15 protein-coding genes and 1 riboswitch are annotated in these 14323 nt (G+C 61.8%); of the genes, 6 read left to right on the top strand and 9 right to left on the bottom strand.

Annotated features, from left to right (window positions below; genetic code table 11):
- Window positions 1–156: 156 nt before the first annotated feature.
- The 7 genes from thiH to rsd all read right to left on the bottom strand — a co-directional run bounded on the left by thiH (window position 157) and on the right by rsd (window position 6378).
- A complete protein-coding gene (thiH, locus tag ACJ8OK_RS23805; RefSeq protein ID WP_442531152.1) occupies window positions 157–1290 on the bottom strand; it encodes a 2-iminoacetate synthase ThiH in 1134 nt (377 codons plus the stop codon).
- Window positions 1290–2069: a thiazole synthase gene (locus ACJ8OK_RS23800; RefSeq protein ID WP_021505237.1), complete on the bottom strand. Its 780-nt coding sequence runs from the start codon at window positions 2067–2069 to the stop codon at window positions 1290–1292. Before ACJ8OK_RS23800 ends, thiH begins: the two co-directional genes overlap by 1 nt.
- 1 nt (window position 2070) lies before the next feature.
- On the bottom strand, window positions 2071–2271 hold the full coding sequence (gene thiS / locus ACJ8OK_RS23795) for a sulfur carrier protein ThiS (RefSeq protein WP_004929884.1): 201 nt from the start codon (window positions 2269–2271) through the stop codon (window positions 2071–2073).
- Complete coding sequence (locus ACJ8OK_RS23790; protein WP_033631534.1) at window positions 2268–3017, bottom strand: HesA/MoeB/ThiF family protein; 750 nt, start codon at window positions 3015–3017, stop codon at window positions 2268–2270. The genes thiS and ACJ8OK_RS23790 overlap by 4 nt, the downstream gene beginning before the upstream one ends.
- The gene (gene thiE / locus ACJ8OK_RS23785; protein ID WP_033631535.1) at window positions 3010–3660 is read right to left on the bottom strand and encodes a thiamine phosphate synthase; all 651 of its coding nucleotides are present in this window, start codon (window positions 3658–3660) and stop codon (window positions 3010–3012) included. The genes ACJ8OK_RS23790 and thiE overlap by 8 nt, the downstream gene beginning before the upstream one ends.
- On the bottom strand, window positions 3653–5596 hold the full coding sequence (thiC, locus tag ACJ8OK_RS23780) for a phosphomethylpyrimidine synthase ThiC (RefSeq protein WP_033631536.1): 1944 nt from the start codon (window positions 5594–5596) through the stop codon (window positions 3653–3655). Before thiC ends, thiE begins: the two co-directional genes overlap by 8 nt.
- A gap of 114 nt (window positions 5597–5710) precedes the next feature.
- Window positions 5711–5835: riboswitch (TPP riboswitch) on the bottom strand.
- A gap of 39 nt (window positions 5836–5874) precedes the next feature.
- Window positions 5875–6378, bottom strand: coding sequence for a sigma D regulator (gene rsd, locus ACJ8OK_RS23775; protein ID WP_085058468.1), 504 nt, complete (start codon window positions 6376–6378; stop codon window positions 5875–5877).
- Between the two features lie 101 nt (window positions 6379–6479).
- Between rsd and nudC the strand changes: the two genes are divergently transcribed.
- From nudC to ACJ8OK_RS23745, 6 genes are all read left to right on the top strand, one after another.
- Window positions 6480–7247: an NAD(+) diphosphatase gene (gene nudC / locus ACJ8OK_RS23770; RefSeq protein WP_004929878.1), complete on the top strand. Its 768-nt coding sequence runs from the start codon at window positions 6480–6482 to the stop codon at window positions 7245–7247.
- A gap of 38 nt (window positions 7248–7285) precedes the next feature.
- Window positions 7286–8350, top strand: coding sequence for a uroporphyrinogen decarboxylase (hemE, locus tag ACJ8OK_RS23765; protein WP_004929877.1), 1065 nt, complete (start codon window positions 7286–7288; stop codon window positions 8348–8350).
- Between the two features lie 9 nt (window positions 8351–8359).
- Window positions 8360–9046 (top strand): deoxyribonuclease V, encoded by a 687-nt coding sequence (gene nfi / locus ACJ8OK_RS23760; protein WP_033631538.1) that lies wholly within the window; start codon window positions 8360–8362, stop codon window positions 9044–9046.
- Window positions 9047–9094: 48 nt separating this feature from the next.
- Window positions 9095–9685 carry a YjaG family protein gene (locus ACJ8OK_RS23755; protein WP_004929875.1) on the top strand — a complete coding sequence of 197 codons (591 nt, stop codon included), beginning with the start codon at window positions 9095–9097 and terminating at the stop codon, window positions 9683–9685.
- Between the two features lie 189 nt (window positions 9686–9874).
- On the top strand, window positions 9875–10147 hold the full coding sequence (hupA, locus tag ACJ8OK_RS23750; RefSeq protein WP_004929874.1) for a nucleoid-associated protein HU-alpha: 273 nt from the start codon (window positions 9875–9877) through the stop codon (window positions 10145–10147).
- Window positions 10148–10183: 36 nt separating this feature from the next.
- Window positions 10184–10855, top strand: coding sequence for a DUF1481 domain-containing protein (locus ACJ8OK_RS23745; RefSeq protein WP_079007583.1), 672 nt, complete (start codon window positions 10184–10186; stop codon window positions 10853–10855).
- A 49-nt stretch (window positions 10856–10904) separates the two neighbouring features.
- Here ACJ8OK_RS23745 and purD read toward each other — a convergent pair whose 3' ends face one another.
- Together purD and purH are read right to left on the bottom strand one after the other, a co-directional pair.
- On the bottom strand, window positions 10905–12188 hold the full coding sequence (gene purD / locus ACJ8OK_RS23740) for a phosphoribosylamine--glycine ligase (RefSeq protein ID WP_099032635.1): 1284 nt from the start codon (window positions 12186–12188) through the stop codon (window positions 10905–10907).
- Window positions 12189–12236: 48 nt separating this feature from the next.
- Window positions 12237–13826, bottom strand: coding sequence for a bifunctional phosphoribosylaminoimidazolecarboxamide formyltransferase/IMP cyclohydrolase (purH, locus tag ACJ8OK_RS23735; RefSeq protein ID WP_033631541.1), 1590 nt, complete (start codon window positions 13824–13826; stop codon window positions 12237–12239).
- Window positions 13827–14323: the final 497 nt, after the last annotated feature.

The following is a 14323-nucleotide window of genomic DNA, read 5'->3' as shown; positions in this document are numbered from 1 at the left end:
AAGGCGGGGCCATCGAGAGGGAGACGGCCCCGGCCGCCGCCGGGTTTGGCGGCCGGCAACGTCACTATAATCGGCGCGTTTGTCGGCGCCAGCGCCACCGTTCGGCATTGCGCGGCCGCTCCAGCGTTTTCTTCACGCGGCGGTAAACGTTGCCGCTTATTGCGCACCGCGTCCCAGATAACCGTCCCAGTCTTTCCACACCGGCTGCAGCCCGGCGTTGCTGATGGCCTCGGCGACCTGCTGCGGCGTGCGGCCGTCGTGCGGTTCGAACTGTTCCAGCTCCGGCTGCACGTCATCGGCATAGCCGCCGGGCTGCGTCTTGGATCCGGCGCTGACGCTGTTGATCGCCACCGGGATCATATGATCGCGGAAGTACGGCGACTCACGCGTAGACAGTGACAGCTCAACGTCCGGCGCGAACAGCCGGAAGGCGCAGATCAGCTGCACCAGTTGAGGCTCGCTCATGATCGACGCCGGTTCAATGCCGCCGGCGCAGGGGCGCAGGCGCGGGAACGAGATAGAGTAGCGGCTCTGCCAGTAGGTTTGTTGCAGGTAAAACAGATGTTCCGCCAGCAGGTAGCAGTCGGTGCGCCAACTGTTGGACAGGCCGATCAACGCACCGAGGCCGATCTTGTCGATCCCGGCGCGCCCCAGGCGATCCGGCGTGGCCAGGCGCCAATGGAAATCCTGCTTCTGGCCGCGCAGGTGATGCTGCAGATAGGTGGCCGGATGGTAGGTTTCCTGGTACACCAGCACGCCGTCCAGGCCCAGCGTTTTCAGTTCGGCGTATTCCTCCTGTGCCAACGGCTGCACTTCCATCATCAGCGAGCTGAAATGACGGCGGATCGCCGGAATGTGCTGGCGGAAATAGTCCATGCCGACCTTGGTCTGATGTTCGCCGGTGACCAGCAACAGATGCTCGAACCCCAACGCCTGGATGGCTGCGCACTCGCGGGCGATCTCCTCCGCATCCAGCGTTTTACGCTTGATGCGGTTGCTCATCGAAAAGCCGCAGTAGGTGCAGTCGTTGGCGCACAGGTTGGACAGATACAGCGGCACATAGAAGCTGACGACGTTGCCGAATCGCTGGCGGGTCAGCTGCTGCGCGCGCTGCGCCAGCGGTTCCAGATACGGCGCGGCGGCGGGGGAGATCAGCGCCATAAAGTCGTCGCGCGTCAGCTTGTCGGCGTTCAACGCGCGTTCCACGTCGCGCGCGGTTTTGCCGTTGATGCGCAGCGTAATGTCGTCCCAATCCAGCTGTTGCCAGCGGCTACTGAAATCGTCGGCCATCACTGTGCCTCCTCTGGCTGGCTGAGGAAGGCGGTCAGCGGGCTTGAGGCGACCGCGCCGCGCTGGCTCGCGCCCAATCCGGCGCTGCGCGCCAATTCGCCGGCCTCCAGCGCCAGGCGAAACGCCCGCGCCATTTGCACCGGATCGCGCGCCACGGCGATGGCGGTATTCACCAGCACTGCGTCGGCGCCCAGCTCCATCGCTTCCAGCGCGTGGCTCGGCGCGCCGATGCCGGCGTCAACTACCACCGGCACCTTGGCCTGTTCGATGATGATCTCGAGGAAGTCGCGGGTGCGCAGACCGCGGTTGGAACCGATAGGGGCGCCGAGCGGCATCACCGCCGCGCAGCCCGCCTCTTCCAGCCGTTTGCACAGCACCGGATCGGCGCCGCAGTAGGGCAGCACCACAAAACCGTCTTTCACCAGCGTTTCCGCCGCCTTCAGCGTTTCTATCGGATCCGGCAGCAGGTATTTCACATCGGGGTGGATCTCCAGCTTCACCCAGTGGGTGCCGAGCGCTTCGCGCGCCAGCCGGGCGGCGAATACCGCTTCGGCGGCCGTTTTGGCGCCGGAGGTATTGGGCAACAGCCTGACGCCCAGCTGCTGCAGCGGCGCCAAAATGGCGTCGTTGCCGCCGCGCAGATCGACGCGCTTCATGGCCATGGTCACCAGCTGCGAACCGGAGGCCGCCAGCGCCTCCAGCATCAGCGCCGGGGTGGCGAACTTGCCGGTGCCGGTGAACAGGCGCGAGGTAAAAGTGGTATCGGCGATTTTCAGCATGTCAGCCTCCGGCGATCGCTTGAAACAGCAAAATGTCGTCACCGTCCTGCACCTGATGGTCGGCCCAGTCGGCGCGCGGGATGATGGTTTGGTTGATCGCCAGCGCGGTGCCCGGCTGGTGGCGTTCCAGCTGGGCCAACAGGGCGGCGACGCTGAGCGGCTGCGCCAGCTCCAGCGGTTGGTCGTTTAAACGGATCTTCATGCCGCGCCTCCGCATACCGGGCAGGCACGGGCCCGGCTCAGTTGCAGCGTGCTCCAGCTCTGCTGCTTGCCGTCGAACAGCCGCAGTTTACCGCTGAGGGAAGAAGGCATGCCGGCCAGCATCTTGATGGCCTCCAGCGCTTGCAGGGTGCCGATCACGCCCACCACCGGGCCGAGCACCCCGGCGGTGCGGCAGTTGCGCTGCGGCTCTTCCTGCTCCGGGTACAGGCAGGCGTAGCAGCCGTGCGCATAGGGCGGCTCGAGCACCAGCAACTGGCCGCTGAAGCCGACCGCGCTGCCGCTGATCAGCGGCTTGGCGGCGGCGATGCAGGCGGCATTGACTTCATGGCGGGTCGCCATATTGTCGCAGCAGTCCAGCACCAGATCGGCGCGGGCGACCGCGTCGCGCAGCGCTTGCCCTTGCAGCCGCTGCGCCAGCGGGATGGATTCCACCAACGGGTTCAGCGCCTGCAGGTGGCGTTGCGCCAGCGCCGCCTTGCCGGTGGCGGTATCGGCGCTGCGGTAGAGGATTTGCCGCTGCAGGTTGGTGACGTGCAGCTGGTCGTCGTCGGCCAGCAGCAGCGTGCCGACGCCGGCGGCGGCCAGATACAGCGAAGCCGGGGAACCTAGCCCGCCTAAACCGACGATCAGCACCGTGGCGCGCTTGAGTTTCTCCTGGCCTTCCGGGCCGACGTCCTCCAGCAGCAGCTGGCGGCTGTAGCGCAGGAATTCCTGATCGTTAAGCATCGTTCGGATCCTCGCCTTCAATCAGCCGCAGCAGCTCGGCCGTCGCCGCGCGCCAGTCCGGCGCCTGGGTGATGGCGCTGACCACCGCCACGCTGCCGACGCCGCACGCCAGCACCGCCGGTACGCGATCGATACTGATCCCGCCGATCGCCACCGTCGGGTAATCCGCCAGGCCGGCGATGTGGCGTTTCAACTCCGTCAGCCCCTGCGGCGCCGAAGGCATGTCTTTGGTTTGGGTGGGGAAGATGTGCCCCAACGCGATGTAGGACGGTTTCACCGCCAGCGCGCGCGCCAGTTCGGCGTCGTCATGGGTGGAAACGCCGAGCCGCAGCCCGGCGCGGTGAATGGCAGCCAGATCGGTGGTATCGAGATCTTCCTGGCCCAGATGCACGCCGTAGGCGCCGTGCTTGATCGCCAGCCGCCAGTAGTCGTTGATGAACAGCCGCGCCTGATAACGCCGGCCCAGCGCGATGGCGGCGGCGATATCCTCTTCGACCTGCTCGTCAGGCAAGTCCTTGATGCGCAACTGGATGGTGGTGACGCCGGCCTCCAGCAGGCGAGCGATCCATTCCACGCTGTCGACGACCGGGTAGAGCCCCAGTTTGTAGGGCGTCGCCGGGAAGGGCGTCGTGATATCAGTCATTGCTGGTCTCCTCCTGCAAATTGCCGGCGCTGTGATACAGCTCGCTGCCGCGGGCGCGGAACTCGGCGGACATTTTCTCCATGCCGGTCAGCTGCACCTCGATCGGTTTGGCGGCCTCTTGGGCGGCGGCGTAGTCCCGCACCTCCTGCGAAATCTTCATCGAGCAGAATTTTGGTCCGCACATCGAGCAGAAGTGGGCGATCTTGCCGGATTCCTGCGGCAGGGTTTCGTCGTGATAGGCGCGCGCGGTGGCCGGATCGAGCGCCAGATTGAACTGATCTTCCCAGCGGAATTCGAAACGCGCCTTGGACATGGCGTTATCGCGGATCTGTGCGCCCGGATGGCCTTTGGCCAGATCGGCGGCGTGAGCGGCGATCTTGTAGGTGATCAGGCCCTGTTTGACGTCCTCTTTGTTTGGCAGGCCGAGGTGCTCTTTCGGCGTGACGTAACACAGCATGGCGCAGCCGAACCAGCCGATCATCGCCGCGCCGATGCCGGAGGTGAAATGGTCATAGCCCGGGGCGATATCGGTGGTCAGCGGGCCGAGGGTGTAGAATGGCGCTTCGTGGCAGTGTTCCAGCTCTTCGGTCATGTTGCGGCGGATCATCTGCATCGGCACGTGGCCTGGGCCCTCGATCATCACCTGCACGTCGTATTCCCAGGCGATTTTGGTCAGCTCGCCCAGCGTATGCAGTTCGGCGAACTGGGCTTCGTCGTTGGCGTCCTGAATTGAGCCGGGGCGCAGGCCGTCGCCGAGCGACAGCGAAACGTCGTAGGCGGCGCAGATCTCACAGATTTCGCGGAAATGCTGATAGAGGAAGTTTTCCTGATGGTGCGACAGACACCATTTGGCCATGATCGAGCCGCCGCGCGACACGATGCCGGTCAGGCGTTTGGCGGTCATCGGCACGTAGCGCAGCAGCACGCCGGCGTGGATGGTGAAGTAGTCGACCCCTTGCTCCGCCTGTTCCAGCAGCGTATCGCGGAACATCTCCCAGGTGAGGTTTTCCGCCACGCCGTTGACCTTCTCCAGCGCCTGGTAGATCGGCACGGTGCCGATGGGCACCGGGCTGTTGCGCAGGATCCACTCGCGGGTTTCGTGAATGTAGCGGCCGGTGGAGAGATCCATCACGGTGTCTGCGCCCCAGCGGGTGGCCCATACCAGCTTCTCCACCTCTTCTTCGATCGACGACGTGACCGCCGAGTTGCCGATATTGGCGTTCACCTTTACCAGGAAATTGCGGCCGATAATCATCGGCTCCGCTTCCGGGTGATTGATGTTGGCGGGAATGATAGCGCGGCCGGCGGCCACTTCCTGGCGCACGAACTCCGGCGTGATGTTGTCCGGCAGGTTGGCGCCCCAGCCCTGGCCCGGATGCTGGTGGCGCAGCACCTTGCCGCGAATGCGTTCGCGCCCCATGTTTTCACGGATGGCGATGAATTCCATCTCCGGGGTGACGATGCCGGCGCGGGCGTAGTGCAACTGGGTTACGCACTTGCCCGGCAGCGCTTTGCGCGGCAGCGGCAGGTGTTCGAAACGCAGGTGATCGAGACCTTCGTCCGCCAGCCGCTGCTGGGTGAAGCCGGAGCTGGCACCGCTCAGGGTGGCGGTATCGCCGCGTGCGTCGATCCAGCCGGCGCGCAGCTTGGCCAGGCCGGCGTGCACGTCGAGCTCGGCCTGTGGATCGCCGTACGGGCCGGCGGTGTCATACACCGGGATCGCCTCGTTGGGTTCATACTGCGGGTTATCTTTGCTGCCGCCGACCAGGGTCGGGCTGAGCTGAATTTCACGCATCGGCACCTGGATATCGCGGCGCGAACCCTGCAGGTAGATGCGGCGTGAGTTTGGGAAAGCCATGCCTTGCAGGGTGTCGATAAACTGCTGAGCGGCTTCGCGTTGCGCTTTACGGGCGCGCGGTGGATTAACGTTAGACATAGCAAGTTCCTACCAGTGTGTTGGGTTGGGAAAGTTGCTTGTCTGGAGCTCGGAGGGAGTAATGATGGTGGCCGATAAGGCAGGGCGCCCGCAAGGGGAAGGCCGTGTCTGTGGCGATAGATTACTCTTGTTCCCTTCGCGGGTATTAACCCGATCAGGTTCCGCGGATCCCGAATTAACGGTCTCAGCCTGGCTGATTCGATGAACAAATCAGGCGCTAGGCACTCCGACAAGATGCCCCCCAGTATAGGAGGGATAAGAAAAAAAACTATAAAATTTTAACGCGCCGGATCCAGCGCCTGGTCCGGCAGTGGTTGCTGCGTGGTTTCCGCTTCCAGCAGGATCAGCTTATCTTCCAGCGCAAAGCGCGCCGCCAGCGTTTCGCCGATATCCGACAAGGCCTGGTGGAATTCCAGACAAACCTCCTGATCGATATCCACTTCGGTATAGCGATCGTGGAACGCCATGATCTGTTCGGTATTGGCCCACAGCTTGGGGTAGATGTTCACCGCCAGCGACATTTTCGGACTGGCTGCGCCTTCCACTTGTTTGATAATTCTGTCATAGATATGAAAATGCCCTGCGGAGAGGTAATCCACCAGGTTATGGCAAAAGTTCTCCAGCGCTTTTTCATTCAGCGGCGTATGCTTTTCTTTATTCGGTTTGAGGCCTACCAGCGTGCAGTAGGCGACCAGCAACTGCTTGCGGGCCTGAAGCCATTGATCAACTAATTCATTACTACCGCCAACGCGCTGAGTCAGCCTTTCCAAATGGTTGAGCATGTTTGACTCCGTGTAAGTAACAAAAGTAACCGGTAAGTTATTAAAATGTAACAAAGCCGATTTGTAGAGTGCCAGTGAAGCTGAGGTTGTGCAACAACGATATGGAACTTGCATTAACGGGCAATGAAAACGGCTGGTGGATCGTCAGCCATGAAAGCAAACTTTGGTTACCGAACGGTGAATTGCCGTCGGGGACCGCCGCCGCCCTCGGGCTGCAGGGCCACATGGCGCGCGTCATCGGTGAGTGGGAGGGCGCGCCGGTCTGGCTGGTGCGCCAGGCGATGCCGCGGGAGATGGGGTCGGTGCGTCAGTTGTTGGATCAGGATCGTGGTCTGTTCCAGCTGGCCGGGCGCGGCGTGCAGTTGGCGGATTTCTACCGCTCCCATCGCTATTGCGGCTACTGCGGCCATGAGATGCACCTCAGCCGCACCGAAAGCGCCTGCCTGTGCGGCCATTGCAAGGAGCGCTACTACCCGCAGATCGCGCCCTGCGTGATCGTCGCCATTCGGCGCGACGATCAGATCCTGCTGGCGCAGCACGTGCGCCATCGCGGCGGCATTCACACGGTGCTGGCCGGTTTCGTTGAAGTGGGCGAAACGCTGGAGCAAGCGGTAGCGCGCGAAGTGATGGAAGAGAGCAATATTGAAATCAAGAACCTGCGCTACGTCACGTCACAACCCTGGCCGTTTCCGCACTCGCTGATGATGGCCTTTATGGCCGATTACCACCAGGGTGAGATTCGTCACGATCCCAAGGAGCTGCTCAATGCCGGTTGGTATCGTTACGACCAACTGCCGCTGTTGCCGCCGCCCGGCACCGTGGCGCGCCGCTTGATTGAGGACACCGTGGCGCTGTGCCGGGCAGAATAATGTACAATGGCCGGCAGATTATTAAGGGAGCCCCATAAATGACTGAGTTGAAGAACGATCGTTACCTGCGCGCGCTGTTGCGCCAGCCGGTGGATGTGACCCCCGTATGGATGATGCGCCAGGCCGGTCGTTATTTACCGGAGTATAAGGCGACTCGCGCCCAGGCCGGTGATTTCATGTCGCTGTGCAAGAACGCGGAGCTGGCCTGCGAGGTTACGCTGCAGCCGCTGCGCCGCTACGCGCTGGACGCCGCCATCCTGTTCTCCGACATTCTCACCATTCCCGACGCCATGGGGCTCGGCCTGTACTTTGAAGCCGGCGAAGGCCCGCGTTTCAGCTCCCCCGTCACCTGCCGCGCCGACGTCGACAAACTGCCGGTGTTCGATCCGGAAGTGGAGCTGGGCTATGTGATGAACGCAGTGCGCACCATTCGCCGCGAGCTGAAGGGCGAAGTGCCGCTGATCGGCTTCTCCGGCAGCCCGTGGACGCTGGCTACCTATATGGTTGAGGGCGGCAGCAGCAAGGCATTCACCAAGCTGAAGAAGATGATGTATGCCGAGCCGGCCACGTTGCACCTGTTGCTGGACAAGCTGGCGGACAGCGTGATCCTTTACCTCAATGCCCAGATCAAGGCCGGCGCGCAGTCGGTGATGGTGTTCGACACCTGGGGCGGCGTGCTGACCGGGCGCGATTACCGCGAGTTCTCTTTGCACTACATGCACAAGATCGTCGATGGCTTGCTGCGTGAAAACGACGGCCGCCGCGTGCCGGTAACGCTGTTCACCAAAGGCGGCGGGCAGTGGCTGGAGGCGATGGCCGCCACCGGCTGCGATGCGCTGGGGCTGGACTGGACCACCGACATCGCCGACGCGCGCCGTCGCGTAGGCGACAAAGTGGCGCTGCAGGGCAATATGGATCCGTCGATGCTTTATGCTTCTCCGGCGCGCATCGCGGAAGAAGTGGAGACCATTCTGGCCGGTTTCGGCCACGGCAACGGTCATGTGTTCAACCTGGGCCACGGCATCCATCAGGATGTGCCGCCGGAGCACGCCGGGGCCTTCGTCGAGGCGGTGCACGCGCAGTCGGCGAAATACCACCGTTAAGGATCCGATGTGACCGATATGGCGGCTCTGCGCGCCGAACAGCTGCGGCGCGCCGCTGAAGTCATTCGCTACGACGAGCTGCCGGCCGAACCGCCGGCGTTCATCGCCGGCGCCGATGTGGGCTTCGAGCAAGAGGGCGCGGTGACGCGCGCCGCCATCGCCATCCTGCGCTATCCGTCGCTGGAGCTGGTGGAGTATCAGGTGGCGCGCATCGCCACCGTCATGCCTTATATCCCGGGTTTCCTGTCGTTTCGCGAATACCCGGCGCTGTTGGCCGCCTGGGCGCAGCTGCGGCAAAAACCGGGGCTGATCTTCGTCGATGGGCACGGCGTTTCACATCCGCGGCGCCTCGGCGTCGCCAGCCATTTCGGCCTGCTGGTCGATGTGCCGACCATCGGCGTGGCCAAGAAGCGCCTGTGCGGCAAATTCGCGCCGCTGGACGCCGCCGTCGGCGCGCTGGCGCCGTTGGAAGATAAGGGAGAACAGCTGGGCTGGGTATGGCGTAGCAAGGCGCGTTGCAACCCGCTGTTCATCTCAACCGGTCACCGCGTGGGCGCCGACAGCGCGCTGGCGTGGGTGCAGCGCTGCATGGCGGGCTACCGTTTGCCGGAGCCGACCCGTTGGGCCGACGCCATCGCTTCGCGCCGTCCGGCGTTTCAGCGGTGGTTGCAGCAGCATCCGGAGGTGTCGCCATGAGCGATTTCGGGTACACTGCGCCGCAGATAACGCGTAAGAGAGTAAAGCATGCTACGTAACCCGATTCATTTACGTCTGGAACGGCTCGAGGGCTGGCAACATTTGACCTTTATGGCCAGTTTGTGCGAGCGTATGTACCCGAATTACCAGATGTTCTGCAAACAGACCGAGTTCGGCGATCCGGCGGTTTATCGCCGCATTCTGGATTTGGTGTGGGAAACGCTGGTGGTGAAGGACGCCAAGGTCAACTTCGACAGCCAGCTCGAGAAGTTGGAAGAGGCGATTCCGTCGGCGGAAGATTACGATCTTTACGGCGTTTACCCGGCAATTGATGCCTGTATCGCATTAGGGGAACTGATCCATTCGCGGCTCGGCGGGGAGACGCTGGAGCACGCCATCGCCATCAGTGAAACATCGATTCGCACCGTGGCGATGTTGGAAATGACCCAAGCCGGTAAGGAAATGACCGACGAAGAGTTGGAAAGTTTGCCGGCGGTAGAGGAAGAATGGGACATTCAATGGGAAATTTTCCGCCTGTTGGACGCCTGTGAAGAGCGCGATATAGACCTGATCAAGGGGCTGCGATCCGACCTGCGGGAGGCGGGCGTCAGCAACATCGGGATAAATTTAGCGCAATAAGGCAACAAAACGTGATTTAACGCCTGATTTGTCATGCCTTAAGGCTTCACATCCGCACCCTGTCTGGTCTACATTTGGGGGGCGTAAAAAAAGTGGCTATCGGTGCGTGTATGCAGGAGAGTGCTGTCAATCGGCATATCCGTCGCACTCGATGCTTTGCAAACGATAAACACACTGTAAGGATAACTTATGAACAAGACTCAACTGATTGATGTAATCGCGGACAAGGCTGACCTTTCCAAAGCACAAGCTAAACTGGCTCTGGAATCCACCCTGGCTGCAATTACTGAGTCTCTGAAAGAAGGTGATGCAGTACAATTGGTTGGCTTCGGTACTTTCAAAGTAAACCATCGTAGCGAGCGCACTGGCCGCAACCCACAGACTGGCAAAGAAATCAAAATCGCAGCAGCCAACGTGCCTGCGTTCGTTTCTGGCAAAGCACTGAAAGACGCCGTTAAATAAGACCGCGCCTCGGTGAAAAGATTAAACAGGGGGGCGATGGCGCCCCTTTTGTTTACTCGTCGGGCGCTCATGGCCGTTGGCATCGCCGTCGGCCTGAGCGCCTGCAGTTTCCATTCCGATATCCCCAGTTTTACCGCCAGCGGCTTCGTGGCCGATCAGGGCGTGATACGTCTGTGGCGTAAAGACGATGAGCAACATCGTCCGCAAGTGTTGGTCAGCGTTTACAGCCCTTACCGCGGCCCGGGTACCATTACCACGCTGTACACCTATCAGGGCGACGTGCTGCGCCAAATCAAACGTAACGACGCCGACGGCGATCGAGATTCCATTCAGCTGCGCTTTGCCGACGATGGCACGGTGAGTTTTATGCAGCGCCAGCTGGCGACACGCCGCGAACCGCTGACCCGCGATGAAATCGCCCTGTACCAATATCAGGCGCGACGGATCCTCGAAGTGAGCAATGCGCTGCGCGCCGGCAAGGTCAAATTGCTGCAGGGGCGTTGGATGCAGGGCGAGGTGCAAACCTGCGACGGCCAAAGCATGAAACCGGGGCTGGATGCCGCCTCCATCGCCTGGATCGAAAAACGCGCCCGCAGCAGCAGCCGGCCGGTGAGCGTCGCCTGGCTGGAAGCGCCGGAAGGCAGCGAGCTGCTGCTGGTGGCGAACGACGACTTCTGCAGCTGGGAACCGAAAGAAGACCAGCTATAAAAAAGGCCCCGCGCTGCGGAGCCTCTGGTCATGATCATGAAAGATCAAATTATTTGCCGCGCGCAATCGCGCGATAACCGATATCTTTGCGGCAGAAGCTGCCCGGCCACTGGATACCTTCCGCCAGCTGATAGGCGCGTTGCTGCGCCTGCGCCACGGTATCGCCCAGCGCCGTCACGCACAGCACGCGGCCGCCGCTGGTGACGACGTCATCGCCCTGCAAGCGTGTGCCGGCGTGGAAGACCTTACCGTCGGCGCTTTCCTGCTGTGGTAGCCCCTGGATAACCTCGCCGTTGCGATAGTTACCCGGATAACCGCCGGCTGCCAGCACCACGCCAAGGGCAGGGCGTTCGTCCCAATCAGAGCTCTTCTCGTTCAGACGGCCTTCGGCGCCCGCCAGACACAGCTCCACCAGATCGGAGCGCAGGCGCAGCATGATCGGCTGAGTTTCCGGATCGCCAAAACGGCAGTTGAATTCGATCACCTTCGGCTGGCCGTCGGCGGAGATCATCAGGCCGGCATACAGGAAGCCGACGTAGGTATTGCCTTCCGCCGCCATGCCGCGCACCGTCGGCCAGATCACCTGATCCATGGCGCGCTGGTGGATTTCGTCGGTCACGACCGGCGCCGGGGAGTAGGCGCCCATGCCGCCGGTGTTCGGGCCGGTGTCGCCGTCGCCGACGCGTTTGTGGTCCTGGCTGGTGGCCATCGGCACCACGTTCTCGCCATCGACCATCACGATGAAGCTGGCTTCTTCGCCGTCGAGGAACTCTTCCACCACGATGCGATGGCCGGCGTCGCCGAAGGCGTTGCCGGCCAACATGTCGCGCACCGCCTCTTCCGCTTCCTGCAGCGTCATCGCGACGATCACGCCTTTACCGGCCGCCAGGCCATCGGCCTTGATGACGATCGGCGCGCCTTTGCGGCGCACATAGGCCAGCGCCGGCTCCACCTCGGTGAAGTTTTCATATTCGGCGGTCGGGATGCGGTGGCGCGCCAGGAAATCTTTGGTGAAGGCTTTGGAGCCTTCGAGCTGCGCGGCGGCCTGCGTCGGGCCGAAGATTTTCAGACCGGCGGCCTGGAAGGCATCGACCACGCCGATCACCAGCGGGGCTTCCGGCCCAACGATGGTCAGACCGATGTCATGGCTCTGGGCGAAAGCGACCAGGGCGGGGATGTCGGTGGCGGCGATCGCCACGTTTTCCAGATTGGCTTCCAGCGCGGTGCCGGCATTGCCCGGCGCAACATAGACTTTATCCGCCAGCGGAGACTGGGCGGCTTTCCAGGCCAGCGCGTGTTCGCGCCCGCCGTTGCCGATAATCAAAATGTTCATCAGAAGCTCCACGAATGGCGTGCGCCGGAGCGCACGCGGCAAAAGGAATTAATGGCGGAAGTGACGCATGTCAGTGAAGATCATCGCGATGCCGTGTTCGTTGGCGGCGGCGATCACTTCGTCGTCGCGGATCGAACCGCCCGGCTGGATCACGCAGGTGATGCCAACCGCCGCCGCGGCATCGATGCCGTCGCGGAACGGGAAGAAGGCGTCGGAGGCCATGGCGGAGCCTTTCACTTCCAGCCCTTCGTCGCCCGCTTTGATGCCGGCGATCTTGGCGGAGTAAACGCGGCTCATCTGGCCGGCGCCTATGCCGATGGTCATGTTGTCACGCGCATAAACGATGGCGTTGGATTTCACGAACTTGGCCACTTTCCAGCAGAACAGCGCGTCGCGCAACTCCTGCTCGGTCGGTTGGCGTTCTGACACCACGCGCAGATCGGCGGCGGTGACCATGCCCAGATCGCGATCCTGCACCAGCAGCCCGCCGTTGACACGTTTGAAATCCAGCCCCGCCACGCGTTGCTGCCACTGGCCGCAGGCCAGCACGCGCACGTTCTGTTTGGCGGCCAGCAGGGAGCGCGCTTCCTGGGTGACGTTTGGCGCGATGATCACTTCCACGAACTGGCGGCTGATGATCGCCTGCGCGGTGGCGGCGTCCAGCTCGCGGTTAAAGGCGATGATGCCGCCAAAGGCGGAGGTCGGATCGGTTTGGTAAGCGCGCTCGTAGGCGGCCAGAATGTCGTCGCCGATCGCCACGCCGCAAGGGTTGGCGTGCTTGACGATCACGCAGGCCGGTTCGTCGAACTCTTTCACGCATTCCAGCGCGGCGTCGGTATCGGCGATGTTGTTATAGGACAGCGCTTTGCCCTGCAGCTGTTCGGCGGTCGCGACAGAAGCTTCCTTTACTTCTTCCTCTATATAGAAGGCGGCCTGCTGGTGGCTGTTTTCACCGTAGCGCATATCCTGCTTCTTGATGTAGTTGAGGTTCAGGGTGCGCGGGAAGCGGCCGGACGGCTGTTCGGTCTCGCCGTGGTACGCCGGCACCAGCGCGCCGAAGTAGTTGGCGATCATGCTGTCGTAGGCGGCGGTGTGTTCAAAGGCCTTGATGGCGAGATCGAAGCGGGTGGCATAGCGCAGCGAACCGTCGTTGTTGTCCATCTCGGTAATGATGGCGGCGTAGTCGCTGCTCTTCACCACGATGGCGACGTCTTTATGGTTCTTGGCGGCGGAGCGCACCATGGTAGGGCCGCCGATATCGATATTCTCGACCGCATCCTCCAGCGAGCAATCCGGGCGCGCCACGGTTTGGGCGAACGGGTACAGATTGACGACCACCATGTCGATAGGCTTGATGTCATGCTGATTCATGACGGCGTCGTCCTGGCCGCGGCGGCCGAGAATGCCGCCGTGGACTTTCGGGTGCAGGGTCTTAACTCGTCCGTCCATCATCTCCGGGAAACCGGTGTAGTCGGAAACTTCGGTAACGGGCAGACCGGCGTCTGCCAGCAGACGAGCGGTGCCGCCGGTGGACAGCAGTTCAACGCCGCGCTGGGAAAGCGCTTCGGCGAATTCAACGATACCGGTTTTGTCAGACACGCTGAGCAGGGCCCGGCGGATTGGACGAGGTTGTTGCATGGTTTTATCCCTTGGCTTTGAGTCGCAATTAAAGAGCGTTACGTGAATGTCCACCTCGTTCTCTCTATAAGGAAGGTTTTTTGCCTTATAAAGGGAGGGTCAGGCACATATTCAGGTAACGCCCCCATAAAAAGGGGGATCGTTTCGTCGCGGGGAATTGTAGCGAAAACGTTTGCGTGGCGCTCGTAAATTTTCCGTACAAATCGCATCTGTGGATAACACTGTGTGCAAGTGGGTATAAGGCGGGGTTTTGCTGTGGAATGCAGCGAACGATCGTTTTTGCTGAAAATACCTGTTGCGGCCTGCGAGGAACTCCCTATAATGCGCCTCCATCGACACGGAACATGTGAACAACTTCACAGAGTATCCGGGGGTCGCAGAGAAAAAATCCTGAAAATTAGGGTTGACTCTGAAAGAGGAAAGCGTAATATACGCCACCTCGAGTTAGCAAGCGAAAGCGCCTAACTCACTGCTCTTTAACAATTTATCAGACAATC

It is taken from the genome of Serratia sp. CY71090 (genome assembly GCF_052166845.1).
In the GTDB taxonomy this organism is placed as follows: domain Bacteria; phylum Pseudomonadota; class Gammaproteobacteria; order Enterobacterales; family Enterobacteriaceae; genus Serratia; species Serratia nematodiphila.
Note: the sequence above shows the minus strand (reverse complement) of the source record. Positions and strands in the feature narration are given on the sequence as shown.

Excerpts from the sequence above, each read along its gene's own strand:
- purH (WP_033631541.1), bottom strand. The coding sequence starts at position 13,826 with ATGCAACAACCTCGTCCAATCCGCCGGGCCCTGCTCAGCGTGTCTGAC.
- thiS (WP_004929884.1), bottom strand. The coding sequence starts at position 2,271 with ATGAAGATCCGTTTAAACGACCAACCGCTGGAGCTGGCGCAGCCGCTC.
- ACJ8OK_RS23800 (WP_021505237.1), bottom strand. The coding sequence starts at position 2,069 with ATGCTGAAAATCGCCGATACCACTTTTACCTCGCGCCTGTTCACCGGC.
- thiE (WP_033631535.1), bottom strand. The coding sequence starts at position 3,660 with ATGACTGATATCACGACGCCCTTCCCGGCGACGCCCTACAAACTGGGG.
- thiH (WP_442531152.1), bottom strand. The coding sequence starts at position 1,290 with ATGGCCGACGATTTCAGTAGCCGCTGGCAACAGCTGGATTGGGACGAC.
- thiC (WP_033631536.1), bottom strand. The coding sequence starts at position 5,596 with ATGTCTAACGTTAATCCACCGCGCGCCCGTAAAGCGCAACGCGAAGCC.
- rsd (WP_085058468.1), bottom strand. The coding sequence starts at position 6,378 with ATGCTCAACCATTTGGAAAGGCTGACTCAGCGCGTTGGCGGTAGTAAT.
- ACJ8OK_RS23745 (WP_079007583.1), top strand. The coding sequence starts at position 10,184 with ATGGCGCCCCTTTTGTTTACTCGTCGGGCGCTCATGGCCGTTGGCATC.
- ACJ8OK_RS23755 (WP_004929875.1), top strand. The coding sequence starts at position 9,095 with ATGCTACGTAACCCGATTCATTTACGTCTGGAACGGCTCGAGGGCTGG.
- ACJ8OK_RS23790 (WP_033631534.1), bottom strand. The coding sequence starts at position 3,017 with ATGCTTAACGATCAGGAATTCCTGCGCTACAGCCGCCAGCTGCTGCTG.
- nudC (WP_004929878.1), top strand. The coding sequence starts at position 6,480 with ATGGAACTTGCATTAACGGGCAATGAAAACGGCTGGTGGATCGTCAGC.
- hupA (WP_004929874.1), top strand. The coding sequence starts at position 9,875 with ATGAACAAGACTCAACTGATTGATGTAATCGCGGACAAGGCTGACCTT.
- purD (WP_099032635.1), bottom strand. The coding sequence starts at position 12,188 with ATGAACATTTTGATTATCGGCAACGGCGGGCGCGAACACGCGCTGGCC.
- hemE (WP_004929877.1), top strand. The coding sequence starts at position 7,286 with ATGACTGAGTTGAAGAACGATCGTTACCTGCGCGCGCTGTTGCGCCAG.